At 71.2% G+C, this 23,245-nt stretch carries 24 protein-coding genes; 11 read left to right on the plus strand and 13 right to left on the minus strand.

The genetic code is table 11. From position 1 onward, the window contains the following. Position 1: 1 nt before the first annotated feature. On the minus strand, positions 2-1,396 hold the full coding sequence (locus tag LWP59_RS31110; protein ID WP_144635029.1) for a dihydrolipoyl dehydrogenase family protein: 1,395 nt from the start codon (positions 1,394-1,396) through the stop codon (positions 2-4). An 81-nt stretch (positions 1,397-1,477) separates the two neighbouring features. Between LWP59_RS31110 and LWP59_RS31115 the strand changes: the two genes are divergently transcribed. Further along, positions 1,478-2,137, plus strand: coding sequence for a histone-like nucleoid-structuring protein Lsr2 (locus LWP59_RS31115; RefSeq protein ID WP_186383095.1), 660 nt, complete (start codon positions 1,478-1,480; stop codon positions 2,135-2,137). A 44-nt stretch (positions 2,138-2,181) separates the two neighbouring features. Here LWP59_RS31115 and LWP59_RS31120 read toward each other — a convergent pair whose 3' ends face one another. The 4 genes from LWP59_RS31120 to LWP59_RS31135 form a co-directional block, all read right to left on the minus strand. Continuing rightward, positions 2,182-3,564, minus strand: coding sequence for an NAD(P)(+) transhydrogenase (Re/Si-specific) subunit beta (locus LWP59_RS31120; RefSeq protein WP_144635032.1), 1,383 nt, complete (start codon positions 3,562-3,564; stop codon positions 2,182-2,184). Then, positions 3,557-3,853 (minus strand): NAD(P) transhydrogenase subunit alpha, encoded by a 297-nt coding sequence (locus LWP59_RS31125; protein ID WP_144635034.1) that lies wholly within the window; start codon positions 3,851-3,853, stop codon positions 3,557-3,559. Before LWP59_RS31125 ends, LWP59_RS31120 begins: the two co-directional genes overlap by 8 nt. After that, positions 3,853-4,956, minus strand: coding sequence for an NAD(P) transhydrogenase subunit alpha (locus LWP59_RS31130; protein WP_144635037.1), 1,104 nt, complete (start codon positions 4,954-4,956; stop codon positions 3,853-3,855). Before LWP59_RS31130 ends, LWP59_RS31125 begins: the two co-directional genes overlap by 1 nt. Positions 4,957-5,028: 72 nt before the next feature. Continuing rightward, positions 5,029-5,688 carry a TetR family transcriptional regulator gene (locus LWP59_RS31135; protein WP_144635040.1) on the minus strand — a complete coding sequence of 220 codons (660 nt, stop codon included), beginning with the start codon at positions 5,686-5,688 and terminating at the stop codon, positions 5,029-5,031. 76 nt (positions 5,689-5,764) lie between these two features. Here LWP59_RS31135 and LWP59_RS31140 point away from each other — a divergent pair, with 76 nt between their 5' ends. From LWP59_RS31140 to LWP59_RS31150, 3 genes are read left to right on the plus strand one after another with little or no spacing between them, the layout of a single operon-like run. Beyond that, positions 5,765-6,808 carry a ferredoxin reductase gene (locus LWP59_RS31140; protein WP_144635043.1) on the plus strand — a complete coding sequence of 348 codons (1,044 nt, stop codon included), beginning with the start codon at positions 5,765-5,767 and terminating at the stop codon, positions 6,806-6,808. 11 nt (positions 6,809-6,819) lie between these two features. Then, complete coding sequence (locus LWP59_RS31145; RefSeq protein WP_144635046.1) at positions 6,820-7,926, plus strand: fatty acid desaturase family protein; 1,107 nt, start codon at positions 6,820-6,822, stop codon at positions 7,924-7,926. A 9-nt stretch (positions 7,927-7,935) separates the two neighbouring features. After that, complete coding sequence (locus LWP59_RS31150; RefSeq protein ID WP_144635049.1) at positions 7,936-8,145, plus strand: hypothetical protein; 210 nt, start codon at positions 7,936-7,938, stop codon at positions 8,143-8,145. On the opposite strand, the gene LWP59_RS31155 is transcribed toward LWP59_RS31150, so the two are convergent. After that, positions 8,142-9,479, minus strand: a complete 1,338-nt coding sequence (locus tag LWP59_RS31155; protein WP_144635051.1) for an NtaA/DmoA family FMN-dependent monooxygenase — start codon at positions 9,477-9,479, stop codon at positions 8,142-8,144. The two genes, LWP59_RS31150 and LWP59_RS31155, sit on opposite strands and share 4 nt — an antisense overlap. A gap of 9 nt (positions 9,480-9,488) precedes the next feature. Then, positions 9,489-10,553 (minus strand): LLM class flavin-dependent oxidoreductase, encoded by a 1,065-nt coding sequence (locus LWP59_RS31160; RefSeq protein ID WP_144635054.1) that lies wholly within the window; start codon positions 10,551-10,553, stop codon positions 9,489-9,491. 136 nt (positions 10,554-10,689) lie between these two features. Here LWP59_RS31160 and LWP59_RS31165 point away from each other — a divergent pair, with 136 nt between their 5' ends. Genes LWP59_RS31165 through LWP59_RS31175 form a run of 3 tightly spaced genes read left to right on the plus strand, consistent with a single transcriptional unit; the run spans position 10,690 to position 13,020 of the window. Beyond that, on the plus strand, positions 10,690-11,949 hold the full coding sequence (locus LWP59_RS31165; RefSeq protein WP_144635057.1) for a sensor histidine kinase: 1,260 nt from the start codon (positions 10,690-10,692) through the stop codon (positions 11,947-11,949). 2 nt (positions 11,950-11,951) lie between these two features. Continuing rightward, positions 11,952-12,596, plus strand: a complete 645-nt coding sequence (locus LWP59_RS31170; protein WP_144635060.1) for a response regulator transcription factor — start codon at positions 11,952-11,954, stop codon at positions 12,594-12,596. Between the two features lie 13 nt (positions 12,597-12,609). Then, positions 12,610-13,020, plus strand: coding sequence for a secondary thiamine-phosphate synthase enzyme YjbQ (locus LWP59_RS31175; protein ID WP_144635063.1), 411 nt, complete (start codon positions 12,610-12,612; stop codon positions 13,018-13,020). A gap of 7 nt (positions 13,021-13,027) precedes the next feature. Here the strand turns inward: LWP59_RS31175 and LWP59_RS31180 are convergent, their stop codons facing one another. Continuing rightward, positions 13,028-13,996: an ABC transporter permease gene (locus tag LWP59_RS31180; RefSeq protein WP_186383096.1), complete on the minus strand. Its 969-nt coding sequence runs from the start codon at positions 13,994-13,996 to the stop codon at positions 13,028-13,030. Positions 13,997-14,100: 104 nt separating this feature from the next. Between LWP59_RS31180 and LWP59_RS31185 the strand changes: the two genes are divergently transcribed. Beyond that, positions 14,101-14,790, plus strand: a complete 690-nt coding sequence (locus LWP59_RS31185; protein WP_229857791.1) for an HAD family hydrolase — start codon at positions 14,101-14,103, stop codon at positions 14,788-14,790. Between the two features lie 2 nt (positions 14,791-14,792). On the opposite strand, the gene LWP59_RS31190 is transcribed toward LWP59_RS31185, so the two are convergent. After that, positions 14,793-16,544, minus strand: a complete 1,752-nt coding sequence (locus tag LWP59_RS31190) for a proline--tRNA ligase (protein ID WP_144635066.1) — start codon at positions 16,542-16,544, stop codon at positions 14,793-14,795. A gap of 111 nt (positions 16,545-16,655) precedes the next feature. Here LWP59_RS31190 and LWP59_RS31195 point away from each other — a divergent pair, with 111 nt between their 5' ends. Together LWP59_RS31195 and LWP59_RS31200 are read left to right on the plus strand one after the other, a co-directional pair. Next, a complete protein-coding gene (locus LWP59_RS31195) occupies positions 16,656-17,549 on the plus strand; it encodes a 2-hydroxyacid dehydrogenase (protein ID WP_144635069.1) in 894 nt (297 codons plus the stop codon). Continuing rightward, a complete protein-coding gene (locus LWP59_RS31200; RefSeq protein WP_144635072.1) occupies positions 17,546-20,530 on the plus strand; it encodes a BTAD domain-containing putative transcriptional regulator in 2,985 nt (994 codons plus the stop codon). The genes LWP59_RS31195 and LWP59_RS31200 overlap by 4 nt, the downstream gene beginning before the upstream one ends. 4 nt (positions 20,531-20,534) lie before the next feature. On the opposite strand, the gene LWP59_RS31205 is transcribed toward LWP59_RS31200, so the two are convergent. Both LWP59_RS31205 and ku read right to left on the minus strand, forming a co-directional pair. Then, positions 20,535-20,741: a hypothetical protein gene (locus LWP59_RS31205; RefSeq protein WP_144635075.1), complete on the minus strand. Its 207-nt coding sequence runs from the start codon at positions 20,739-20,741 to the stop codon at positions 20,535-20,537. Positions 20,742-20,805: 64 nt separating this feature from the next. Further along, positions 20,806-21,657 carry a non-homologous end joining protein Ku gene (gene ku, locus LWP59_RS31210; RefSeq protein WP_144635083.1) on the minus strand — a complete coding sequence of 284 codons (852 nt, stop codon included), beginning with the start codon at positions 21,655-21,657 and terminating at the stop codon, positions 20,806-20,808. Positions 21,658-21,719: 62 nt separating this feature from the next. On the opposite strand from ku, the gene LWP59_RS31215 reads away from it, so the two are divergent. Further along, positions 21,720-21,869, plus strand: a complete 150-nt coding sequence (locus LWP59_RS31215; RefSeq protein ID WP_186383097.1) for a hypothetical protein — start codon at positions 21,720-21,722, stop codon at positions 21,867-21,869. Here LWP59_RS31215 and LWP59_RS31220 read toward each other — a convergent pair. Together LWP59_RS31220 and LWP59_RS31225 are read right to left on the minus strand one after the other, a co-directional pair. Next, complete coding sequence (locus LWP59_RS31220; protein ID WP_144635086.1) at positions 21,866-22,426, minus strand: TetR/AcrR family transcriptional regulator; 561 nt, start codon at positions 22,424-22,426, stop codon at positions 21,866-21,868. The genes LWP59_RS31215 and LWP59_RS31220 overlap by 4 nt on opposite strands. A 39-nt stretch (positions 22,427-22,465) precedes the next feature. Continuing rightward, positions 22,466-23,212 (minus strand): IclR family transcriptional regulator, encoded by a 747-nt coding sequence (locus LWP59_RS31225; RefSeq protein WP_144635089.1) that lies wholly within the window; start codon positions 23,210-23,212, stop codon positions 22,466-22,468. Positions 23,213-23,245: the final 33 nt, after the last annotated feature.

The following is a 23,245-nucleotide window of genomic DNA, read 5'->3' on the forward strand; positions in this document are numbered from 1 at the left end:
GTCAAAGCCCGTAGGTCTCGAGCAGGCGCAGCCACACCTCGCTGATCGTCGGGAAGGCCGGGACCGCGTGCCACAGGCGGCGCAGCGGGACCTCGCCCACCACGGCGATCGTCGCCGAGTGGAGCAGGTCCGCGACGTCCTGGCCGACGAACGTGACGCCCACCAGCACCTCGCGCTCGGTGTCCACCACCATCCGCGCCTTGCCCTGGTAGCCGTCCGCGTGCAGCGCCGAACCCGCCACCGCGATGTCGATGTCCACCGCCCGGTGCGGCTTGCCGTCCTCCGGCGCCGCGACCCCGACCGACGCCACCTCCGGATCGGTGAACACCACCTGCGGCACCGCGTAGTGGTCGGCGGTGCTGGTGTACTGGCTCCACGGCGAGTCGTCGACCGGCCTGCCCGCCGCCTTCGCCGCGATCACGTCGCCGACGGCGCGGGCGGCGTACTTGCCCTGGTGCGTCAGCGGGGCGCGGCCCGTCACGTCACCGGCCGCGTACAGCCAGTCACCGTCCACATCGGACACCACGCCGGTGTCGTCGACGGTGAGGGCCGATCCCGGCTTCAGCCCGACGGACTCCAGGCCGATGTCGTCGGTGGTCGGGCGGCGGCCGGTGGCGACGAGCAGCTTGTCCACCGTGAGCGGCTCGCCGCCCTTCAGCTCCAAACGGGCCCCTCCGTCCACTTCGGAAGCCTTCATGAGCCCCGAGTCCAGGTGCACCCGCACGCCGTCCTCCCGCAGCCCGTCGGCGACCAGGTCGCCCGCGAAGTCGGGGTAATGCGGCAGCGGGCGGGCACCGGCGACGATGAGCTGGACCTCCGCGCCGAGCCGCGCCCACGCCTGCGCCATCTCGACCCCGACGACACCACCGCCGAGCACCCCGAGACGCCGTGGCACTTCGCTCGCGGACGTCGCTTCACGCGAACCCCACACCGGGATCTCGTTCAGCCCCGGAATGTCCGGAGTCTTCGGCACACTGCCCGTGCACACCACGACGGCGTGCCGCGCGCGCAGCACACGGTCAGCGTCCACTGTGACCTCTCGCTCACCCGTGATCCGGGCGTGCCCGCGTACGACGTCGATGCCCGCACCCTGTGCCCACTCGACCTGGCTCGAGTCGTCGCCGTTGTGGATGAAGGCGTCCCGGCGCTCGAAGACCGCGGCGGGGTCGAGCGCGCCGCCCACCGGCACGCCGGGCAGCCGCCGCGCGGCGGCGAGCGCGTTTCCCGGGCGTAACAAGGCTTTGCTCGGAATGCAGGCCCAGAACGAGCACTCGCCGCCGAACCGTTCGTGGTCCACCAGCGCCGTTTTGAGCCCGCCCCGCACGGCCCGGTCGGCCGCGTTCTCCCCTACCGGGCCGCCGCCGATCACCACCACGTCGTAAGTCTCTTCGGTCATCCGCTCAGCGCACACCAGGCAGGCGCACGGCGCAAGTGGGGGAGGTATTCTCACCGCAGTATTCGAGTACAGGAGGTTTCGGTGGCCAAGAACACCGCAGTGCAGCTACTGGACGACCTGAACGGCGAGCCGGCCCAGGAGCAGGTCCGGTTCGGCCTGGACGGTGTCGACTACGACATCGATCTCTCCGATGACAACGCCGAAAGCCTGCGGGAGACCCTGGCGCGGTATGTGCAGCACGGCCGGCGCACCGGTGGCCGCAAGCGCCAGCCGCGCCGCCTCGCGCCGCCCACCCGGGGCCGCAAGAAGCCGGCCGCTTCCCGTGCGGCGGCGGCGAAAACGGCGGAAACGCCGAAGGCGCCGGCCACCCGCAAGGGGGCCACCACGAAAACCGCGGCAGCGGCGAAAACCGCCACCGCGCAGAAGTCCGCGCCTGCCAAAACGGCCGCGGGCAAAACGAAGCCGGCGGCCGCGAAGAAGGCCACCGCGGCGAAGAGCACGGCGGCGAAGAAAACCGCTCCCGCGAAAACGGCGGCCGCGAAACCGGCAGCCGCCAAAACGGCCGCGGCGAAATCGAGCACGACGAAATCGGCGGCCGCCAAGCCCGCCGCCGCGAAGCAGTCCGGTTCGAAGGCCACCGCGAAGAAGCCCGCGGCCAAGAAGCCGACGTCCGCCGAGAAGGCGCCCCGCCGGCCCGCCCGGAAGGCGCCGCCCGTGGTGTTCTCCAACGCCGCGGAGTAGCAGCGGCTTTCCCACCGGAGCCGCTCCGGTGGGAAAGCCCGAGGTCAGAGGCTCTTCAGCTCCTCGACGATCTCGCCGACCGAGGCCTTGGCATCGCCGAAGAGCATGCTCGTCTTGGATTCGTAGAACAGGTCGTTGTCGATCCCCGCGAATCCCGAGCTCATCGAGCGCTTCAGGACGATGACCGAACGGCTCGCGCTCACGTCGAGGATCGGCATTCCGTAGATCGGGGAGCTCGCGTCGGTGCGGGCGGCGGGATTCGTCACGTCGTTCGCCCCGATCACCAGCGCCACGTCGGTCTGCGGGAACTCCGAATTGATCTCGTCCATTTCCTTCAGCTGCTCGTACGGCACATCGGCTTCGGCGAGCAGGACGTTCATGTGCCCCGGCATCCGGCCGGCCACGGGATGAATCGCATACGCGACCGTGATTCCCTTGGCTTCCAGCAGCTGCGCCATTTCCCGCACCGCGTGCTGCGCCTGTGCCACCGCCATGCCGTAACCCGGCACGACGACGACCTGGCTCGCGTACGCCATCTGGATCGCCGTGTCGGCCGCGGTCGTGCTGCGCACCGGCCGGGCCTCCTTCGTACTGGAAGCCACCGCGGTCGTGCCGCCGAACCCGCCCGCGACGATCGCCGGGATCGAGCGGTTCATGGCCTTCGCCATGAGGTTGGTCAGGATCGAGCCCGACGCGCCGACGATCATGCCGGCCACGATCAACGCGGTGTTGTCGAGCGCGAGGCCCATCGCGGCGGCGGACAACCCGGTGCAGGCGTTGAGCAGTGAGATGACGACGGGCATGTCCGCGCCGCCGATCGGGAGCACCACCATCAGGCCGAGCACCGCGGCGGCCAGCAGCAGCACGATCATCAGGATCTCGGCGTCCGCGCCCGCGATCACCGCGACCGCGCAGCCGACGGCGGCGAGCAGCAGCACGATGTTCGCCGGCTGTTGCAGCTGCCGCAACGTGATCGGCCGTCCCGGCAGGATCTCCTGCAACTTGCCGAACGCGACGAGCGAGCCCCAGAACGAGATGGAACCGATGAGCGCGGCGAACAGCGAGGCGATCGCGATGTACACCGGCTCGCCCGAGTAACCGTCGGTGGTGCGGAACTCGACCCACGCGATGAGCGCGACCGCGCCACCGCCGACCCCGTTGAACAACGCGACCATCTGCGGCATCGCGGTCATCTTGACCTTGCGGGCCGCGGGCACGCCGACGAGCGCGCCGAGCACGATGCCGAGCGCGATCAGGACCCAGTTGCTCATCCCGGGCGTCAGCAGGGTCGCGACGACGGCGATGACCATGCCGACCGCGGCGATCCAGTTGCCGCGCACCGCCGTGCGCGGCCCGGTCAGCCCCATCAGGCCGTAGATGAACAACGCGAACGCGACGATGTAGAGGACGTTGATGAGATCAGTCATCGCCCTCGTCCTTCTTGCGGCCCTTGAACATCGCGAGCATCCGGTCGGTGACCAGGAACCCGCCGACGACGTTGATCGTGCCGAACGCGATGGCGATCACCAGCAGGATCTTGTTGAGCACCCCGTCGGCGCCGAGGCCGAGCACGATCAGCCCGCCCAGCAGCACGATGCCGTGAATGGCATTGGTGCCCGACATCAGCGGCGTGTGCAAGGTGTTGGGCACCTTGGAGATCACCGCGAAGCCCACGAATCCGGCGAGCACGAGCACCGCCAGGCTTTCCACGAGCATCAGGACTCTCCCCTCTCCCGGCCGGCGACGCACGCGCCGGCCACGATCTCGTCCGAGAAGTCGAGGGCGAGCCTGCCGTCGGCGTCCACCAGCAGCTCGACCAGTTCGGTCAGGTTCCGCGCGTAGAGCTCGCTGGCGTGGCCGGGCATCTCCGCGGCCAGGTTCAGCGGCGAGCAGATCGTGACGTCGTGCGCGACGACCTCCTTGCCCGGTTCGGTCAGCTCGCAGTTGCCGCCGGACTCACCGGCCAGGTCGACCACCACCCCGCCCGCCGGCATCCCGCGGACGGCTTCGGCGGTGACGAGCGTGGGCGCCCTGCGGCCGGGCACCAGCGCGGTGGTGATGACGACGTCGAACTTCGTCGTCGCCTCGGTGAGCCTGCGTTGCTGCTCGGCGCGTTCGTCCTCGGTCAGCTCCCGGGCGTACCCGCCTTCGCCGACCGCTTCGATCCCGAGGTCCAGCCAGCTCGCGCCGACCGAGCGCACCTGCTCGGCGACCTCGGGCCGCACGTCGTACCCGGTGGGCCGCGAGCCGAGTCGCTTCGCGGTCGCCAGCGCCTGCAGCCCCGCGACACCGGCGCCGAGGACGAGCACCTTCGCGGGTGGCATGGTGCCGGCGGCCGTGGTGAGCATGGGGAAGAACCTGGTCAGCCGCTCGGCGGCGAGCAGCACCGATCGATAACCGGCGACGCTGCTCTGCGAGGACAGCGCGTCCATGGCCTGGGCTCGCGTGATGCGCGGGATCGACTCCATCGCGAAGGACGTCACCCCCGCCTTGTCGAGCGCGGCGGTGGCGTCCACATCGGACAGCGGCTTGAGGAAGCCGATCAGGACGCTGCCCTTCTTGAGCCGGCTCACCTCGGCGGGTGTGGGTGGCGCGACCTTGAGCACGATGTCGGCGCTCCAGGCGTCGCCCATCTCCGCGCCCGCCTGCTCGAACACCTCGTCCGCCAGCAGCACGCCCTCACCTGCCCCGGACTCGACGAGCACCCGCAGCTTGCGCCCCACCAGCCGTTCGACCAGCTTGGGCACGAGCGCGACGCGCCGCTCACCCGGTAACGATTCGCGGACGACGCCGACCGACAACGGCACGGTCTCGACCACGGTGCACCACCTCCTCGCTGAGGACGGGCGATCATGCCAGTTCTATCAGCAAAGGGCCACCGGGAAGCGGCGTCAAGTCTCGCTGTGCCAGTTCGGGACACCGAGCAGGATGAGGCGGAGGCGTTTTTCCGCCGTCCGGACGATGCGCTCGTCGGTCCCGGCGTCCCGCGGGCGCGCCTCGATCAGCTCCAGCACGGTCGCCTGCATCGCGGTGACGATGAGGTCGGCCATCATGTGCAGGTCCTCGGTCGACCAGTGCCGCAGGTAGGGGAACCGGGCCAGGTCCACGGCGAGCTCGCTGGCGAACAGCCTGAGCTCGATCGCGACGGCCCGCGCCACGGCGCCGGTGCCCCCGTAGCGCTCGCGGGTGAGGAAGCGGAAGTGGTCCTCGTGTGCACGGACGTGCTCGTAGAGCGTGCGGACCGAGACCCGGATGAGGTCGGCCGACGCGCGTGGCTCGCGGCGCACCGAGCGGATCATGTCGCGCAGGGTGCGCATCGACTCCTCGACCAGCGCCACGCCCAGCTCGTCCATCGAGGCGAAGTGCCGGTAGAACGCCGTCGGCACGATGCCGGCCTGCTTGGTGACCTCGCGAAGGCTGAGGCTGCCGAAGCCGCGGTCGGCCAGCAGGCCCAGCGCCGAGTCCAGCAGCGCGCGCCTGGTTCGTTCCTTGCGCTCGTGGCGCGTGATCGGTTCCGCGGTCACAGGGCTCAGCGTACGTCCGGCCATCATGTAGGCCACCTCACCTTGCGTCCTGGCTCCGCTGCCCTCATCCTTGAGTGTACAGATGTTCACTGTTGGAGGACCGATGGGCAAGCTGGCCTCGCTCGCCGAAGCACTGCTCACCCCGCACGGCATGGACCGGTACCTCGAGCTGGTCGACCCGATGCTGGTCCGGCGCGACCTGCGCGGGGTGGTCACCGCCGTGCGCAGGCAGACGACCGACACCGTGACGCTGACGCTGCGGCCCAGCCGGGCCTGGCGGGGATTCACGGCCGGCCAGTACGTGCGGCTCACCGTCGACATCGACGGCGTGCGGCGCACCCGGTGTTACTCACCCACCGGTTCGCAGCACCACGACGGGCTCGAACTGACCGTCAAGGCCGACCCGCAGGGCCTCGTCTCACGGCATCTGCACACGCACGCGCGGCCGGGTCTCGTGCTCGGGCTGTCCCAGCCGGACGGCACGTTCACCCTGCCCCACCCGCGCCCGGAACGGCTCGTGCTCATCAGCGGCGGCAGCGGGATCACCCCCGTGCTGTCGATGCTGCGCACGCTCGCCGACGAGGGCCACGACGGCGAAGTCGTGTTCCTGCACTACGCCAACAGCGCCGACGACGTGCTCCACCGCGACGAGCTCGCGGCACTCGAACGGCCCAACTTGCGCGTCGTGCTGGGCTATACGGATGACGGCGAGTACTTCTCCCTGGAACACCTGAAGACCGCCGCACCCTGGTACGACACCGCCGAGAGCTACCTCTGCGGGCCGAAGCAGTTGATGGACCCGGTCCGCGAGCTGTACGCGGCCGAAGGCTTGAGTGAACGATTGCACACCGAAGAGTTCACCCCGCCGGAGTTGACGTTCGACACCGGGAGCGCGACCGGGCAGGTCCGGTTCGCCCACAGCGGCCGGGAGGTCGAGAACTCCGGCCGTCCGCTGCTCGAACAGGCCGAGACCGCGGGCCTGCGCCCGGAACACGGCTGCCGGATGGGCATCTGCTTCTCGTGCACCCAGGTCAAGACCCGGGGCACGGTGCGCAACGCCAAGTCCGGCGAGCTGCTGAGCGAAGAGAACGAAGAGATCCAGCTGTGCATCTCCGTACCCGTCGGGGACGTCGAGATCAACTGTTAGGAGACAAGCCCATGACCGGTTTGCAGGACCGGCTCACGCCGGCACAGATCGAGGAGTTCGGCCGGGAGATGGACGCGATCCGCAGGCGGATCGTGGCCGACCTCGGCGCGCAGGACGTCGACTACATCCAGAACGTCATCAAGACCCAGCGCGGCCTGGAGGTCGCCGGGCGGGCGCTGATGTACTTCCCGCCCGCGTGGCCCGCCGCGGTGACGGCGCTGGCGGTCTCGAAGATCCTCGACAACATGGAGATCGGCCACAACGTCATGCACGGCCAGTACGACTGGACCCGCGACCCGGCGCTGAGCTCCCAGAAGTTCGAGTGGGACAACGTGGCGCCGGCGGAGAACTGGCGGCACTCGCACAACTACGTGCACCACACCTACACGAACATCCTCGACAAGGACCGGGACATCGGGTACGGCATCCTGCGGATCGACCCGGCGCAGAAGTGGCATCCGTACTACCTGGGCAACCCGGTGTACGCGACGCTGCTGGCGTTCATCTTCCAGTGGGGCGTGATGCTGCACGACCTGGAGTTCGACCGGATCGTGCGCGGCGAGCGGACCTGGGCGGACACCAAGGACGTCCGCGGCAAGATGCTGCGCAAGGCCGCGCGCCAGGTCGGCAAGGACTACGTGTTGTTCCCGCTGCTCACCGGCCCCCTCGCGCCGCTGACGTTCGCCGGCAACGCGACGGCCAACCTCGCGCGCAACCTGTGGGCGTTCTCGATCATCTTCTGCGGCCACTTCCCGGCGGACGTGGAGAGCTTCACCGAGGAGGAGACCGAGAACGAGAGCCGAGGGCAGTGGTACCTGCGGCAGATCCTCGGCTCGGCGAACATCACCGGCGGCAAGCTGTTCCACATCATGTCGGGCAACCTGTCCCACCAGATCGAGCACCACCTGTTCCCCGACATCCCCGCCCGCCGCTACCCGCAGATCGCGGCCGAGGTGCGCGCGATCTGCGAGAAGTACGGCCTGCCGTACAACACCGGGCCGCTGCACAAGCAGCTGTTCTCGGTGGCGAAGAAGCTCGTGAAGCTCGCGCTGCCGCCTACCCCGCAGCGGGAATCGGAGGAGCCCTCTACGCTGGGTGCGGAACCGAAGGCGGCGTAAGGACTTCACATGGTGGGCCAGTTCGAGCGGGGCAAGGACACGGTGCAGGTGCTGACCGAGACGGCGGCCACGCACATCGGCAAGATCGCGACCATCATCACCGGCGCGGTGCGCGACGTCGCCAGGGAGACCGGCGACTGGCTCACCGAGGTCATCGAGATGCGCGAGGCGTCGAAGCGCGCGCAGGCCGACGACGATCGTCAGTCCACTGTGGACTAGCTCGGCCTCGCCAGGCCCAGGTGGTCGCGCAGGGTGGGGCCGGTGTAGTCGGTGCGGAAGACGCCGCGTTCCTGCAGCAGCGGCACCACCTTGTCCGCGAACGGGTCCAGCCCGCCGGGCGTGACGTGCGGGACGAGGATGAACCCGTCGCTCGCGTCGGACTGCACCAGGTCGTTGATCGCCTCGGCCACGCTCGACGGCGAGCCGATGAAGTTCTGCCGCCCGGTTACCTCGATCATCAGCTCCCGGATCGACAGGTTCTTCGCCTCGGCCAGCTCACGCCACTGCTTCGCCGTCGCCAGCGGGTCGCGGTACATCCGCGTCTGCGCCCGGCCCTTGGCGATGGTGTGCTCACCCGTCACCGGTTCGACGTCGGGCAGCGGCCCGTCCGGGTCGTAGTCGGACAGGTCCCGGTTCCACACCTGTTCCAGGAACCTGATCGCCGTCTGCCCGCTCACCTGCTGGCGCCGCACCACGTCCGCGAGCTCGTGGGCCTCGGCGTCGGTGTCGCCGAGCACGAAGGTCGCCGCGGGCAGCACGACCAGATCCGAGTGCTTGCGCCCGTACTTCGCCAGCCGTCCCTTGACGTCGGCGTAGAACGCCTGGCCTGCCTCCTTCGTGCCGTGCCGGGTGAAGATCGCGTCGGCCGTCGCCGCGGCGAACTCGCGGCCCTCCTCGGAGTCCCCGGCCTGCAGGATGACCGGCCGCCCCTGCGGGCTTCGCGGCACGGTGAACCGGCCGGAGATGTCGAACTGCTCGTCGTGCCGCTCGAACGCGCCCACGTCGTCGCGGGCGACGAACCGGCCGGACGCCTTGTCCGCCACCACGTCCCCGTCGCGCCACGAGTCGAACAGCTCGGCCGCGGTCTCCAGGAACCGCTTCGCGCGCACGTACCGCTGGTCCTCCGGCAGGAACCCGCCGCGCCGGAAGTTCTCGCCCGTGAAGGCGTCCCAGGACGTCACGACGTTCCACCCGGCGCGCCCCGCCGAGAGGTGGTCGAGGCTCGCGAACTGGCGCGCGACCTCGTAGGGCTCGTTGAACGTGGAGTTGATCGTGCCCGTCAGGCCGAGCCGCTCGGTGACCGCCGCGAGCGCCGCCAGCACCGCGAACGTGTCCGGCCTGCCGACCACGTCGAGGTCGTAGATCTTGCCGCCCTGCTCGCGCAGCCGCAGCCCCTCGGCGAGGAAGAAGAAGTCGAACTTCGCGCGTTCGGCCGTCTGCGCGAGGCGGACGAACGAGCTGAACTCGATGTGGCTGCCCGCTGCCGGGTCGCTCCACACGGTCGTGTTGTTGACGCCGGGAAAGTGCGCGGCCAGGTGGATCTGCTTGGGCATTTCAGCTCCTCAGGCGGCGTAACGGTTGGCCGGACGGTCCAGGCCGAGCAGCCCGCGCAGGGTGCTCGCCTCGTACTCGCGGCGGAACACGCCGCGCTGCCGCAGCTCGGGCACGAGCCCTCGGGTGATCGCGGTCAGGTCGTGCGGGATCGCGGCGGGCCGCAGGCGGAACCCGAACGTGGGCCGGTCGAGCAGCCGCTCCGCCAGCTGCGCGGGCGTGCCGACGAAGATCTCCGCGTCGGAGGTGTACTCCTCCCCGGCCACCTCGTCGAGCCGGGCCTTGCGGTCGCGGGCCGCCTGCTCGGTCTCGTCGAGGAACACCACCAGGTCGGTGAACACCAGCGGCCCGGCCACCGGCGCGTCCCGCTCGGTCACGAACACCAGGTCGGCGCCGCGCTCGGCGAGCCGGTACGTCACGGGCACGTGCGCGAGGACCGCGACCGGCGGCTGGCCCTGCGGCGGGCGCGGCGTGATCGACGGGCCCTTGACGCTGAAGAAGCGGCCTTCGAAGTCGATGTAGTGCAGCTTGTCCCGGTCGACGAAGCGGCCGGTCGCGACGTCGCGGATCTCGGCGTCGTCCTCCCAGCTGTCCCACAGCCGTCGCACGACCTCGACGTAGTCCGCCGCCTCGTCGAACAGGTCCTCGCGCGAGGGCACCTGGCGGCGGCCGAAGTGGTCGGCGTCGCGCTGCTGGGCCGTGATCCGGACCCGCACACCCGCCCGGCCCGTGCTGACGTAGTCGAGGGTCGCGATCGCCTTCGAGATGTGGAACGGCTCGGTGTGCGTGGCGACGACCGTCGGCACGAACCCGAGGTGGCGGGTCGCCGGGGCGACACGGGACGCGATCAGCACCGCGTCGAGCCGGCCCTGCACCCGGTCGGCCCGGTCGGTCTGCGGCGCGAGCGAGTCCTCGATGGTGACGAAGTCCAGCAGGCCGCGCTCGGCCTCGGCCGCGAGGTCGACCCAGTACCCGGCGGTGAACAGCTCCCCTGGCCGGGCGTCCGGTTCGCGCCACGCCGCGGGGTGCCAGCCGGCCCCATCGAGCGCGGCGGCGAGGCGGAGACTCTGCGACATGCCCTCATCCTTTCGCCGGACGACCTTTCCCGGTTGAAGCGATCCACCACCCCTGGCTATTTCCGGTACCAAGGAGTGGGAAACGGTAGGGGAAACCCGGTGGGCGGCGAGGGTGCCCGCAAGGCAGGCTGAAACCGTGCACAGCATCCTGGCCCGGCTCGCCGCCGCCCCGCTCGGGCGGGAGTTCCGGGGCGAGCTGGCCTGGGTGCTGCTGAGCTTCCCGCCGACCCTGGTCTGCGTCGTGGTGCTCGTCGTCGTCCTGGCGCTGGGGTTCGGGCTGTCGCCACTGGGACTGGGCCTGCTGCTGGTGACCGGGGTGCTCCTCGCGCTGCGGAAGCTCGGCGCGGTGCACCGGCGGTTCGCCCGGGTCCTGCTGACCGCGAACGTCGCCGAGCCGCTGCCGCCGCGGCTGCGGCCGGGCCTGTGGAACTGGCTGAAGGCGCGGGTCGGCGACCGGGTGGCCTGGCGCACGCTCGGCTATCTGCTGGTCCGGCTGCCGCTGTCGCTGCTGGGCCTCGGCATCACCGTCCCGCTGCTCATGTACGGCCTCGGCGGCTTCGCCTACCCGCTCTACTGGTCCGGGACCGACGGCCGGCTGGTCCCGCTGCTGGACGTGCAGACCCCCATCTGGCCGATGTCCCTGCCGATCGCGGTGATCGGCGCGGCGCTCCTGCTGGCCCTGCCACCGGTGCTGCACGCGCTGACGAGCCTGGACCGCGTGCTCGTGTTCAGCCTGCTGGGGCCCACGACGCTGACCGAGCGGGTGCGTGACCTCGAACAGAGCCGGGCGAGCGCGCTCGAGGACGCCACCACCCGGTTGCGCCGCATCGAGCGGGACCTGCACGACGGGGCGCAGGCGCAGCTCGTCGCGCTGGCGATGAAGCTCGGCATGGCACGGGACGAGCTCGAAGGCGGCGAAGCCGATCCGGTCGTGCTGCGCAAGCTGGTCACCGCCGCGCACGGCGACGCGAAACAGGCGCTGACCGAGCTGCGTGACCTCGCCCGCGGCATCCGGCCGCCCGCGCTCGACGCGGGCCTGGAGGTCGCGCTGACGACGCTCGCCGCTCGCAGTGCCGTGGACGTGCGGCTGCGGGTGGAGCTGCCGGAACGGCTGTCCCCGGCGACCGAGACGCTGCTGTACTTCAGCGCGGCCGAGCTGCTGACCAACGCCGTCAAGCACGGCGGTGCGCCGGTCGTGCACGTCGAGCTGGCCGTGGCCCGGAAGTCGGTCCGGCTCACCGTGTCCGACGAGGGCGCGGGCGGCGCGTGGATCGCGCCGGGTGGCGGGCTGGCCGGGGTGGCCGAGCGGGTGGGTACCGTGGACGGCCGGCTGGACATCGAGAGTCCGGCGGGTGGTCCGACGGTGATCACCGCGCACATACCGACTGGGGGCTGAGGGTGCGGATCGTGCTGGCCGAGGACTCGGCGGTGCTGCGGGCCGGGTTGGTGGAGCTGCTGACGCTGCGGGGACACGAGGTGGTCGCCGAGGTCAAGGACGCGGACGCGTTGCGGCGGGCGGTGCTCGGGCACCGGCCGGACGTGTCCATTGTGGACATCCGGATGCCCCCGTCGTTCACCGACGAGGGCCTGCGCGCGGCGGTGGACCTGCGCCGGCAGGACAGGTCGAGGGCCGTGCTGCTGTTCTCGCAGTACGTCGAGACGTCCTACGCCGCGGAGCTGCTGGCCGACCGCGCCGGCGGGGTGGGCTACCTGCTCAAGGACCGGGTCGCCGACGTCTCGGACTTCCTCGACGCGCTCAGGCGCGTCGCCGCCGGGGAGACCGTGCTCGACCCGGAGGTGGTGAGCCAGCTGTTCGGCGCCACCAGGAAGACCGCGGTGCTGGACCGGCTGACCGAACGGGAGCGCGAGGTGCTCGCGCTGATGGCGGAGGGGCGCTCGAACGGCGCCATCGCCGCGAAGCTGTACCTCTCGGGCGGCTCGGTGGAGAAGTACGTGACCCGGCTGTTCGACAAGCTCGGCCTGCCACGGTCCGAAGAGGACAATCGCAGGGTGCTCGCCGTGCTGCGCTACCTGGAGTCGTAATACGGTGGAAGGCATGCACTCCACAGAGATCGAGGTCCGCACCGGCCGCGAGGCCGCGGTGCACGACCTGACGAAGCAGGCGGAGTCCTTCCTCGCCGAGGCAGGCGCCGGTGACGGCCTCCTGCACGTGTGGGTCCCGCACGCCACCGCCGGCCTCGCGGTGCTGGAGACCGGCGCGGGCAGTGACGACGACCTGCTCGCCGCGCTCGACGAGCTGCTGCCCCGCGACAACCGCTGGCGCCACCAGCACGGCAGCCGCGGCCACGGCCGGGACCACGTGCTGCCCGCGTTCCTCCCGCCGTACGCGAGCGTGCCCGTCCTGGACGGCACGCTCGCGCTCGGCACCTGGCAGTCGATCTGCCTGGTGGACACCAACGTCGACAACCAGGTCCGCAAGGTCCGGTTCAGCTTCCTCGCGGGCTGAGCGGGCGCTACCCGGCAGTGGTCGCGAACACGCCCCGTCGCAGCTTCGCCGCGGGGATCGTGTTCCCGTCCCGGCCCGGCCACAGCACCACAACCAGGCCCACGACCAGGAGCACGCCGAGCACCCACAGCGCGGTCGTCACGTCGGGCGCGTGCGGCGTGCCCTGCAGGACGCTGCGCATGCCCTCGGTGGAGAACCGGAACGGCGTCCACGACCACAGCGCCGCCCGGTACGCCGGGTTCAGCAGCTCCGGCACCTGCCCGGCGACGGCGGGCGCGAGCAGGTACAGCGGGGCGAGCACGGCCAGCCCGCCCAGCCCGAGCAACCGCAGGAGCGCGCCCTGGATCGCGGCGAACGCGGTCGCGACCAGGAACACGAAGCCCAGCACGGACCAGCCCATCGGCAGGCCCGAATCCCACAGCTTCAGGAACCCGGCCAGCACGGCGGTCATCAGCACCCCGCTGGCGAGCACCCGGGTCAGCCGCGCGCCGACGGTGAGCCCGCGCTCGTTGCGCCGGGCCGCCGCGAGCAGCGCGCCGCCCGCGGCGAGCGACCCCAGCCAGGCCAGGATGCTCACGGCCAGTGGTGCGGTCCGGCCGGCCACGCTCGCCGGATGCACGGTCTCGACCTGCGCCGGCGCGGCGGCTGTCGTCAGGATCTGCTGCACGAACTGGGCGCCGCTGGGGTTGACCGCATCCGAGACGACGACCCTGTTGGGCTGACCGAGCTCGAGGATCCCGTAGACCTCCTTGTCGTCCAGCAGTTTCCGCGCCTCGTCCGGGCCGGTGACCCGCCAGGCGAGCGCGCCACCGCCCTGGGTGGCGATGTGCGCCGCGGCGGCGCGCAGCTGCGGCGGCGCGGTGACCGCGACGGGCAGGCCGTGCGGGCTCACCGTCGCCTGGACGCCGACCGTCATCAGGCCGAGCAAGATCGCGATCACGGCACCGGCCAGCGCCGCGAGGGAGGCCAGCTTCATGACGTCCTCCAACTATTCTTCGTCCGTTGAATTTCACCACGGTAAGCCTCGGTCCGACAGGAAGTCAACGCCTGTTGAATAGTGCTGGCGGTAAGGTCCGGTTCGTGGACAAGCGACTGGTGCTGTGGGACATCGACCAGACCCTCATCGACCTGCGGGGCGCGGGCCGCGACTGGTACACCCAGGTGCTCTCGGAGGTCGTCGGCGTCGCGATGACGGGGATGCCGCCGTTCTTCGGGCGCACCGAGCTGGCGATCACGTCGGAGCTGTTGACCCTGCACGGCATCGAGCCGGACGAGGAGACCGTGCGGAAGGTGTGGGCGGGCCTGGTGCTGGCGTCCGAACAGGCCGTGCCGACGCTGACGCAGCGCGGCCTCGCACTGCCGGGCGCGGCGGCGGCACTGGCCGGGCTGGCCGCGCAGGAGCACGCCGTGCAGTCACTGGTCACCGGCAACCTGCGCGAGGTCGCCTGGCACAAGCTTTCGGCGTTCGACCTGCACGAACACCTGGACTTCGAGATCGGCGGCTACGGCTCGCTCTCCGCCTACCGGCCGGACCTGGTCGCGCACGCCGTCGAGCAGGCGAGCGCCCGGCACAGCCCGTTCGCGTGGGACGCGGTGGTCGTCATCGGCGACACCCCGCACGACATCGACGCCGCCCTCGCCCACGGCGCGGTGGCCGTGGGCGTGGCGACGGGTCGCTTCGACGCCTCGACGTTGCGCGCAGCGGGGGCGCACGTCGTGTTCACCGACCTGTCGGACACCCAGGCGGTGCTCGACGCGGTGCTGGGCTGAGCTCAGCCGCGGACGAGCTTCACCAGGTGGGCGACCACCTCGTCGACCGGGACGTCCTGGCGGTCACCGGACGCGCGGTCCTTGACCTCCACGACGCCCTTGGCCAGGCCGCGGCCGACCACGAGGATCGTCGGCACGCCGATCAGCTCGGCGTCGGCGAACTTCACGCCCGGCGTGGCCTTGCGGTCGTCGAGCAGGACCCGCACCCCGGCGGCGTCCAGGTCGGCGGCCAGCTTCTCCGCACCCGCGGCGACGGACTCGTCCTTGCCGGCGATCACGACGTGCACGTCCGCCGGCGCCACCGCACGCGGCCAGACCAGGCCCAGCTCGTCGTGGTACTGCTCGGCGATCACGCCGACCAGCCGGGACACGCCGACTCCGTAGGAGCCCATCGTGATGCGGATCGGCTTCGAGTCCGGGCCGAGCGCGTCCACCTCGAACGCGTTGGTGTACTTGCGGCCCAGCTGGAAGATGTGCCCGATCTCGATCCCGCGTGCCGCGACCAGCGTGCCGTGGCCGTCGGGCGAGGCGTCGCCCTCGCGGACCTCGGCGGCCTCGATCGTGCCGTCGGGGGTGAAGTCCCGGCCCGCGACCAGGTCGACGACGTGGTGGTCGGCCTTGTCCGCCCCGGTCACCCAGGCGGTGCCAGTGACGACGCGCGGGTCGACGAGGTAGCGGACCCCGTTGTCCTGCAACGACTTCGGGCCGATGTAGCCCTTGACGAGGAACGGGTTCGCGGTGAAGTCGGCCTCGTCGAGCAGGGCGACCTCGGCGGGCTCGAGCGAGGCTTCCAGCCGTTTCTGGTCGACCTCGCGATCGCCCGGGACGCCGATGCCGAGGATCTCCCACTCCTTCGCACCCGGCTGCCGGATCTTCACCATCACGTTCTTGAGCGTGTCCGCGGCGGTGAAGGTGCGGCCGAGGTCGGTCTTGGTGTTGAGGTACTCGACCAGCGTCGCGATGGTCGGCGTGCCGGGCGTGTGGTGCACCTGCGCCTCGGGCAGGCCCTCGAGCGCACGGGCGGGCGGCGCCGGCGTCACCACGGCCTCGACGTTCGCGGCGTAACCCGAATCGGTGCTGCGGACGTAGGTGTCCTCACCCGTCTCGGCGACGGCGAGGAACTCCTCGGACGCCGAACCGCCCATCGCGCCGGACGTCGCGGAGACGATCACGTACTCCAGGCCGAGCCGGTCGAAGATCTTGATGTAGGCGTCGCGGTGCTGCTGGTAGGACCGCGCCAGCCCCTCGTCGTCGAGGTCGAAGGAGTAGGAGTCCTTCATGACGAACTCGCGCCCGCGCAGGACGCCGGCCCGCGGCCGCGCCTCGTCGCGGTACTTGGTCTGGATCTGGTACAGCGCGACCGGGAAGTCCTTGTACGAGCTGTACTCGCCCTTCACGGTGAGCGCGAACAGCTCCTCGTGCGTGGGGCCGAGCAGGTAGTCGGCGCCCTTGCGGTCCTTGAGCCGGAACACGCTGTCGCCGTACTCGGTCCAGCGGCCGGTCTTCTCGTACGGCTCGCGGGGCAGCAGCGCGGGGAACTGGATCTCCTGCGCGCCCATCGCGTCCATCTCCTCGCGCACCACCGTCTCGATGTTGCGCAGCACCCGCAGGCCCAGCGGCAGCCAGGAGTAACCGCCCGGGGCCACGCGGCGGACGTAGCCGGCGCGCACCAGCAGCCGGTGGCTGGGCACTTCGGCGTCCGCCGGGTCCTCACGCAGGGTGCGAAGGAACAGCGACGACATCCTGGTGATCACTTGGGGTACTCCTCGGGGTAGCGCACGGGCGCCGATAGACGACCGGTCCAGCGTAGTCAACCCCCGCTCCGCCGCTCCACCCGGTTTACGGGTGCGCGGTTGAATGGGGACATGACAGCTCGAGTACTGCTGCCCTGGTCCGATCTCGCGGTGCCGGCCGAACTGACCGCCGCGTACTACGACGGGCAGGGCGCACCGCCACCGGACCTCGACGACGTCGAGCTCTACGTGCTGCCCTACGACAGCGGGCCGGAACCGCCGAAGCTGATTCCCCGGCTCCCGTCGCTGAAGGCGGTCCAGGCGCTCTCCGCGGGCGTGGACGGCCTGCTCCCCCTCATCCCCGACGGTGTGCGGCTGGCGAACGGGCGTGGCCTGCACGACCTGAGCGTCGCCGAGCACGCGCTCGCGCTCATCCTCGCCGCGCAGCGTTTCCTGCCGCGCTGGTTCCGCCAGCAGGCCACCGGCTCGTGGGCCCGCGAGCACACCCGCTCGCTCGCGGACTGCCGGGTCCTGCTGGTCGGCTACGGCTCGATCGGCAAGGCGATCGAGCGGTACCTGCAGGCCGGCGAGGCCGAGGTCGTGCCGGTCGCGAGCCGGGCCCGCGACGGGGTGCACGGGATCGACGAGCTGCCGGACCTGCTGCCGTCCGCCGACATCGTGGTCCTCGTGCTGCCCGAGACCCCGCGGACGCGCGGGGTGATCGGGTCGCAGGAGCTCGCCGCGCTGCCCGAAGGCGCACTGGTGGTCAACGTCGGCCGCGGCAGCGCGATCGACACCGGCGCGCTCACCACCGCCGTCGCCGAGGGCAGGGTGCGGGCCGCGCTCGACGTCGTGGACCCCGAGCCGCTGCCTGCCGACCATCCGCTGTGGACCCTCGATGGCGCGATCATCACCCCGCATGTCGCGGGTGGCTCGGACTCGTTCTACCCAAGGGCGAAGCGCCTGGTCGAGGAGCAGCTGGCCCGCTTCGCGAAGGGCGAGCCACTGCTCAACGTGGTGACATGAGGTTCGGCATCCTGGGCCCGACGCTGGTCCGCGACGCCGATGGGAACCCGCTTCCCGTCGGCGGCCCGCGGCCCCGCGCGCTGCTCGCGTTGCTCCTGCTCGACGCGGGCCGCGTGGTCGGCACCGACCGGCTGATCGACGGCCTGTACGGCGACCAGCCGCCGAAGGAGGCCGCGAACGCGCTGCAGGCCCAGGTGTCGAGGCTGCGCCGCAAGCTCGGCGGCGACCTCGTCGAGCTGCGCCCGGCCGGGTACCTGCTGCGCGCGGACCCCGACGAGGTCGACGTCCACCGGTTCACCAGGCTGGTGCGCGAGGCAGGTGAGTCCCTCGGGGAGGCACTCGCGCTCTGGCGCGGCCCGGCGCTGGCCGATGTCGACGCGCCGTTCGCCGAACCGCAGCGGGCGCGGCTGGAAGAGCTGCGGGTCTCGGCGGCCGAGGACCACGCGGAAGCCCGGCTCGCGCTCGGCGAGGCCACCGGTCTGGTCGACGAACTGCGGGACCTCGCCCAGGCGTATCCGCTGCGCGAGCGGGTGCACGCCCTGCTGATGCGCGCACTCAGCGGCGCGGGCCGCCCGGCCGAGGCGCTCACCGTGTTCGAGGACGTGCGCCGCACCCTCGCCGACGAGCTCGGCGCCGATCCCGCACCCGTCCTCGCGGCCGCGCACATGGCGGTGCTGCGCGCGGAACCCGTGCGGGCACAGCGTGTGCCGGCTCAGCTCACCAGCTTCGTCGGGCGGGACGAGGAGCTCGCGCGCATCGGCGAACTGCTCGCGAAGGCCCGGCTGGTGACGCTCACCGGCCCCGGCGGCGCGGGCAAGACCAGGCTCGCGATCGAGGCGAGCGGCCACGACAACGGCGAGACCCCCTTTGTCGACTTGGCGCCACTGCGCGGCGGAACCGAAGTGCCGCAAGCGGTTCTCAGCGCACTCGGGCTTCGTGAGGCAGGGCTGTTCGCCGCGACGGGCCCGGCCGGCCCCACCGACCGGATCGTGTCCGCGCTGACCGATCGCCGGATGCTGCTCGTCTTCGACAACTGCGAGCACGTCGTCGAGGACGCGGCGGCGCTGGTGCACCGGCTGCTCGCGAGCTGTCCGGGGCTGCGCGTGCTGGCGACGAGCCGGGAGCCGCTGGGCATCACCGGTGAGGTCCTGTGCCCGCTGCCGCCGCTGCCACCCGGGCCGGCGGTGCGGCTGTTCACCGAGCGCGCCGCAGCCGTCGCCCCGGACGTGGCTCTCGACGACGAGGTGGTCCAGCGGATCTGCGCCGCGCTCGACGGGCTGCCGCTCGCGATCGAGCTGGCGGCCGCCCGGCTGCGCACGATTCCGCCCGCCCAGCTGGAAAGCCGGCTCGGCGACCGGTTCCGGCTGCTCTCCCGCGGCAGCCGGACCGCAGCGCCCCGCCACCAGACCCTGCGCGCGGTCGTCGAGTGGAGCTGGGACCTGCTCAGCGAACCCGAACAGCGATTGCTGCGCCGTCTGGCCGTCTTCACCGGCGGCGTGACGGCCGGGTCCGCGGCCGCGGTGTCCGATGTGGACGCCGAGGAGCTGCTGACGGGTCTCGCCGAGAAGTCCTTGCTGGAGGCGTCGAACGGCCGGTTCCGGATGCTGGACACCATTCGCGCCTACAGTTTGGAGCGGCTCGACGAAGCCGGCGAGCGCGAGCGGTTCTCCCGCGTGCACGCCGCCTACTTCCTCGACCTCGCCACCACTGCGGACCCTCGTCTGCGCGGCGCCGACCAGCTGACCTGGCTGGCCCGGCTGACCGCCGAGCACGCCAACCTGCAGGCCGCGGTCCACCGGGCGGTCGACGCCGATCCGCACCTGGCGCTGCGGCTCGTCGGCGCGCTGTCGACGTACTGGCGGCTGCGGGGCCTGCTCAGCGAGGTGCAGCCGCTGGCAGCGCGGTTGCTCGCCGCGCTGGGCACGGAGACCCCGGTGGGCTTCGAGGAGGAGTACGTGCTCACCGTGCTCACCGCCGGCCCGTCCGAAGTGGAGGGTCAGCTGCGGCGTGCCGAGACGATCATGAACACCCTCGACGCACCGATCCGCCTGCCGCAGCTCGTCGTCGCGTGGGCGCTGTTCACCGGTCCACCCGTGCCCGGCGCGCCGCTGACCCCGCTGGCCCGCCGGTTCGCGGCGAGCGAGGACCCGTGGTTCCGGGCGCTGGCGCATTTCTCGCTGAGCTACCTCGAACTCCTCGACGGCGACCCCACCGCCGCCGAACGGGAGTTCCTGGTCTCGCTGGAGACCTTCCGCTCCGTCGGCGACCGGTGGGGCGTCGCGCAGGTGCTCGACGGGCTGGCGGCGCTCACCGAACTGCGCGGTGAGCACGAGCGCTCGCTCGCGCTCATCGACGAGGCCATCGAGCTGGTCGGGCAGCTCGGCGCCGTCGAGGAGCTGGCCGAGCTGTGGTACCGGCGGGCGGACCGGCTCCGGACCACCGATCCGGCGACCGCCGCGGCGGACTACGCGAAGTCGGAGGAGCTGGCCCGTCGCGCGGGTGTTCCCGCGACGCTGGCGATGGCCCACCTGGGACTCGGCGAGCTGGCCCGGCAGCGGGGCGACCTCGGCGAGGCGCGGCGGTGGTGCGAGCAGGCGCTGGGCGAATGCGTGGCCGGGTGGCAGGCCGCGAACGCCCGCTCGCACGTGCTGACGGCGCTCGGCCGGATCTCCCAGGCGGAGGGCGCGCTCGACGAGGCCAGGAGCCGGCACCGGGAGGCCATCAGGATCGCCCTCGACAACCAGCTCCGGTCGGATCTCGTCGCCGCGACGGCCGGTGCGGCGGGCCTGGCCCTGCTCGATGGCGACAGCGGGTGGGCGGCTCAGCTCCTCGGCATGGCGGAAGCATTGCGGGGGACGCCACTGTCGGGCGATCCCGACGCGGCCCGCGTGCGCACACAGGTCGGCGAACCGGCGGTCGAAGCCGCGCGGCGGATGACGTACGCCGAGGTCACCGCCGCGCTACGCGAGTTCGCCCGCTGACTCCTCAGGAGGCGTGCGCGTACTCCTCGACGACCAGCGTGGCCGTGCACAGGCACTCGCCGTCGACCTCGGTGCAGCTGACGGTCAGCGTGTGGCGCACCCGGTCGAGGTCGCGGCAACCGGGCTCGGTGCACTCCACGAACTCGTCCTCGTGCAGGACCAGCGTGCCGTGACAGTGGTCCAGTTCGGTGACGCAGCTAGGGCACTCCATGCACCTTTGGTATCACCCGGACGGGAATGATCCGGGGAGGGGACCCCGGCGTGTCGCCGAGACTTCAGGCACTTTTCGGGGAACGCCTGGTCGCGGCGGGCTTCTTGGCGGGCACCTTGCGCGTCGCGGCCGGTTTGCGGGACTTCTTGGCCTGCGAGACGCTCGCCTCCAGCGCCGTCATCAGGTCCACCACCTCGGACTTCGCGGTCTTCTTGGCGGGCTTGGTGGTGTCCTTGCCCTCGACCTTCGCCTCGATCAGGGCTTCGAGCGCCTCGCGGTACCTGTCGGAGTACTTGTCCGGGTCGAACACCGGCTCGGTGAGCGAGTCGATGAGCGAGCCCGCCATGGTCAGCTCCTGGGGCCGGATCTGCGGCAGGTCCTCGTGCAGGAACGGGAAGTCCGGGGTGCGCACCTCGTCGGGCCAGAGCATCGTGGTCATCACCATGACGTCCGCGTGCACCCGCAGCAGCGCGAGCGACTCACGCTGGCGGAGGGCGACCTTGGCGATCGCGACGTTCTGGGACTTCTGCAGCGCGTCGCGCAGCAGCACGTACGGCTTCACCGCCATCTTCTGCGGCTCGAGGTAGTAGTGCCGGTCGTAGTGCAGCGGGTCGATGGCCTCCAGCGGCACGAACTCGAGCACGTCGATGACGTTCGAGCTGGACAGCGGCAACGCTTCGAGGTCGGCGTCGGTGAGCACCACCATCTCGCCGTCGTCGAGCTCGTAGCCCTTGGCGATCTCCGCGTAGGGCACTTCGACACCCTCGGTCGAACAGAACCGCTTGTACTGGATGCGGCTGCCGTCGGTTACGTGGACCTGCCGGAGCGAGACGTTCTTGTTCTCCGTCGCCGCGTAGAGCTGGATCGGAATCGTGACCAGCCCGAACGAAACGGATCCCTTCCACATCGATCGCATCGCAGGCGCCCTCCCGCTCGTGAAGACATATCCCCTGGTCACACCGTACGCGGGGAACAGCGATGCGACCAGAGACTTCGTCCTGCACACCGGCTGCCGCCGGCGTGACCTCCCAGCTGCGGATCGTCGACGTCGCCGTGGGCCGTCGCTCCCACGAGCTGCTGTGGCCCTCGGCCCGCGGCGTGATGGGAGGTCTCAGGAACACGGCCTAGTTGCGCCGGGCCGCCTCGATGAGCGTGGCGGCGGCCGTCCGGGCCTGCCGGGCGGGCTCCGTCCGGCCGAAGATCCCGGCCGTGACCATGGCCCCTTCGGCGAGAAGAAGCAGGTGGCCGGCCAGTTCCGCGGGCAGGCCCGCAGCGGCGGCCAGTTCGCCCAAATAGGCCCGGAACGCCTCCTTGTGGTGGCGGGCCTGCCGCCGGATGCCCTCGGAGACGCCGCCGAGCTCGCCGTAGGAGTTGATCCACGCGCAGCCGCGGAAGCCCGGCTCGCCGAACCACAGCTCGAGCCAGTCGAAGACGGCGAGCAGGCGGCGCTCCGGGCCCTCGTAGGTGTCGACGTGCTCGGCCAGCCGAGCGCGCCAGCGGGTGTCACGGCGGTCGAGATAGGCTTCGACCAGCTGCTCCTTGGCGGGAAACACCTGGTAGAGACGTTTCAGCGAGACGCCCGACGTGCTGCGGATGTCATCCATGCCCACGGTCTGGATGCCACGGGCGTAGAACAGCTCCTCGGCCGCGTCGAGCAGCTTCACCTGCGCGGTTTCGCGATCCATCTTCACCTTCTACCGGAGAACCTACGTTCTCGACAGTAGTCACGCGTGCTCGATGGCGTCCACCGCCGCGCGCAGCTCCCGCACCAGCGCGGTGACCCGCTGTCCGGAGTAGCGAGCGCTGGGCATCGCGATCGACAACGCGGCGACGCATTCGCCCGCCTTGTCGCGCACCGGCATCCCGATCGCGTGCAGCCCCGCCTCGGTGCCCTCGGGGTTCGTCGCGTACCCGCGGCGGCGGACCAGCTTCAGCTCGCTCGCCAGCTCGGCCCACTCGGCGCCGGCCAGGGCGGGCTCCGTCGAGCCGATCCCGTACAACATCGCGACCTCGCCCGGCCTGAGCTGCGCGAGCAGCGCCTTGCCGCCGGAGGTCCTGGCCGCCGGGAGGATCGTGCCGCGCCGGTCCCCGACGTGCAGGATCTGGTTGGACTCGACACTCGCCACGAACCGCGTCTGCGTGCCGACGCGCACCACCAGGTTCACCGTCTCCTCGGCGCGCTCGCACAGCCGCTCCATCGCCGGCATGGCCGTGGCCCGCAGCTGCTGCAGGTCACCGGCGAGCGGGGTCGCCGCGGTGAGCGACGGGCCGGGCAGGTAGCCGTGGCTGTCGTCCTGCTCGGCGAAGCCGCGGTAGACGAGCATCGCGAGCAGCCGGTGCGCGGTGGACCGCCCGACGCCCAGCTCCGCCGCCGCCTCGGTGACCCGCAGCCTGCCCTGGTCGCGCAGCAGCTGGATCAGCCGCAGGGCGTTGTCCACCGAGTCGAGCGCGTACGGGGGCTTGTTCTTCATAGCAGAATTGTATTCCCACCGAGAAGAACACTT

It is taken from the genome of Amycolatopsis acidiphila, from assembly GCF_021391495.1.
In the GTDB taxonomy this organism is placed as follows: domain Bacteria; phylum Actinomycetota; class Actinomycetes; order Mycobacteriales; family Pseudonocardiaceae; genus Amycolatopsis_E; species Amycolatopsis_E acidiphila.

Bases quoted from the DNA above. Each gene is read 5' to 3' on its own strand.
- LWP59_RS31110 (WP_144635029.1), bottom strand. From the start codon at position 1,396: ATGACCGAAGAGACTTACGACGTGGTGGTGATCGGCGGCGGCCCGGTA.
- LWP59_RS31120 (WP_144635032.1), bottom strand. From the start codon at position 3,564: ATGACTGATCTCATCAACGTCCTCTACATCGTCGCGTTCGCGTTGTTC.
- LWP59_RS31125 (WP_144635034.1), bottom strand. From the start codon at position 3,853: ATGCTCGTGGAAAGCCTGGCGGTGCTCGTGCTCGCCGGATTCGTGGGC.
- LWP59_RS31135 (WP_144635040.1), bottom strand. From the start codon at position 5,688: ATGATGGCCGGACGTACGCTGAGCCCTGTGACCGCGGAACCGATCACG.
- LWP59_RS31140 (WP_144635043.1), top strand. From the start codon at position 5,765: ATGGGCAAGCTGGCCTCGCTCGCCGAAGCACTGCTCACCCCGCACGGC.
- LWP59_RS31145 (WP_144635046.1), top strand. From the start codon at position 6,820: ATGACCGGTTTGCAGGACCGGCTCACGCCGGCACAGATCGAGGAGTTC.
- LWP59_RS31150 (WP_144635049.1), top strand. From the start codon at position 7,936: ATGGTGGGCCAGTTCGAGCGGGGCAAGGACACGGTGCAGGTGCTGACC.
- LWP59_RS31155 (WP_144635051.1), bottom strand. From the start codon at position 9,479: ATGCCCAAGCAGATCCACCTGGCCGCGCACTTTCCCGGCGTCAACAAC.
- LWP59_RS31160 (WP_144635054.1), bottom strand. From the start codon at position 10,553: ATGTCGCAGAGTCTCCGCCTCGCCGCCGCGCTCGATGGGGCCGGCTGG.
- LWP59_RS31175 (WP_144635063.1), top strand. From the start codon at position 12,610: ATGCACTCCACAGAGATCGAGGTCCGCACCGGCCGCGAGGCCGCGGTG.
- LWP59_RS31180 (WP_186383096.1), bottom strand. From the start codon at position 13,996: ATGAAGCTGGCCTCCCTCGCGGCGCTGGCCGGTGCCGTGATCGCGATC.
- LWP59_RS31195 (WP_144635069.1), top strand. From the start codon at position 16,656: ATGACAGCTCGAGTACTGCTGCCCTGGTCCGATCTCGCGGTGCCGGCC.
- LWP59_RS31200 (WP_144635072.1), top strand. From the start codon at position 17,546: ATGAGGTTCGGCATCCTGGGCCCGACGCTGGTCCGCGACGCCGATGGG.
- LWP59_RS31205 (WP_144635075.1), bottom strand. From the start codon at position 20,741: ATGGAGTGCCCTAGCTGCGTCACCGAACTGGACCACTGTCACGGCACG.
- ku (WP_144635083.1), bottom strand. From the start codon at position 21,657: ATGCGATCGATGTGGAAGGGATCCGTTTCGTTCGGGCTGGTCACGATT.
- LWP59_RS31215 (WP_186383097.1), top strand. From the start codon at position 21,720: ATGCGACCAGAGACTTCGTCCTGCACACCGGCTGCCGCCGGCGTGACC.
- LWP59_RS31220 (WP_144635086.1), bottom strand. From the start codon at position 22,426: ATGGATCGCGAAACCGCGCAGGTGAAGCTGCTCGACGCGGCCGAGGAG.
- LWP59_RS31225 (WP_144635089.1), bottom strand. From the start codon at position 23,212: ATGAAGAACAAGCCCCCGTACGCGCTCGACTCGGTGGACAACGCCCTG.